Below are 1,427 nucleotides of genomic sequence, written 5' to 3' on the forward strand. Positions count from 1 at the left end.
GTGATGTCGCGTGTGTGTGTGAAGGATCAGCCGGGCGTCGCGAGCGATCCCAGGACGTAACCTCTTTCGCTGCACGACGGGCTTCCGATCTGCTGGAATCGGCAGGCAGCAGTATGGATCACGTGGTGATGAACCAGATCTTCCTGCGCAATCTGGAGGATTACCACAAGTTCAATGAGATCTACGTCAGCTATTTCCCGGCGATTTTACCCGCACGGTTCTGCGTCAAGCTGGAGATGGTGCGACCGGAGTTTCTGGTTGAGATCGCCACCACGGCAGTGATCCCCGCATAAATGGGCGGCTCCAGGGCCGCACTTCACTGAACACCACTCACTATTGAGGATGTTTGCATGCAATACCGTTATCTCGGGCGCAGCGGGCTAAAAGTGTCCGAAATTTGCCTCGGTTCCATGATGTTTGGTGGAGCCACCGATGAAGCCACAGCCCACCGCATCATCGCCGATGCCAGCGCCAGCGGGGTCAACTTCATCGATACCGCTGATATGTACAACAAAGGCGAATCAGAACGCGTGGTGGGACGTGCCATCGCTGCCGATCGCCATCGTTGGGTGCTGGCGACGAAAGTGGGCAACCCGATGGGGGATGGCCCGAATCAACGCGGTATGTCACGTAAATGGATTCGCGAGGCGGTGCACGGTTCTCTGACGCGTCTGGGCACCGATTACATTGACGTGCTCTACATGCACAAAGCAGATTTCGCCGCGCCGCTGGAGGAGATGGTACTGGCCTTTGCCGACCTGATCCGTGAAGGGAAGATCGGCTACTTTGCCGTGTCGAATTTCAAAGCCTGGCGTCTGGCGGAAACCGTGCGTCTGGCACGTGAAGCGGGGATTGCCGGGCCAGTTGCCACTCAGCCGCTGTATAACCTCGCGAACCGTGAAGCCGAAGTGGAGATTTTGCCTTCAGCCGCCTATTTTGGCGTTGGAACCGTGTGTTACAGCCCGCTGGCACGCGGCATTCTTACCGGAAAATATAGGGTAGGCGAAGCCCCGGACAGCACCAGCCGTGCCGGGCGCGCCGATCCGCGCATGCTGGAAGCCGAATGGCGTCCGGAATCGTTGCAGATGGCCAGTGAGTTAGCGACTTATGCCGAACGCACCGGACGCCAACCCGCGCACTTCGCGCAACAGTGGGTGATGCGCAATCAGTTGGTGACCAGCACGCTGGTGGGACCGCGTACTTTTGAACAGTGGCGCGAGGGCATTGCCGCGCTGGATTGTCCGTGGTCCGAAGAAGATGAAATGTTCTGCGACCGTCTGGTATCACCGGGTAAAGGCACCAGCCTCGGGCCGGTCGATCCCCATCATCCGATTGAAGGCCGCATCGTCGGTCGATTTGCAGCAGGTGTAGAATGACAGATTCACTTCTGATGCCGGACATCGCCGAGGCCTATCGCGGCGGTATGC

Annotated in this window: 2 protein-coding genes; both read left to right on the top strand. The window is 58.5% G+C overall.

Annotated elements, in window-relative coordinates:
* Nucleotides 1-293, top strand: a 293-nt coding sequence (locus H7A81_RS27250; RefSeq protein WP_255479065.1) for a Rid family hydrolase, incomplete at its 5' end; no start/stop codon positions are given.
* Between the two features lie 57 nt (nt 294-350).
* Nucleotides 351-1,376, top strand: coding sequence for an aldo/keto reductase (locus H7A81_RS27255; RefSeq protein WP_182059336.1), 1,026 nt, complete (start codon nt 351-353; stop codon nt 1,374-1,376).
* Nucleotides 1,377-1,427: the final 51 nt, after the last annotated feature.

The sequence above is a fragment of the Pantoea sp. ME81 genome, assembly GCF_903970985.1.
GTDB lineage: Bacteria > Pseudomonadota > Gammaproteobacteria > Enterobacterales > Enterobacteriaceae > Pantoea > Pantoea communis.

What these genes read in the sequence shown, in the direction of transcription:
- H7A81_RS27255 (WP_182059336.1), top strand. Translation starts at nt 351, where the DNA reads ATGCAATACCGTTATCTCGGGCGCAGCGGGCTAAAAGTGTCCGAAATT.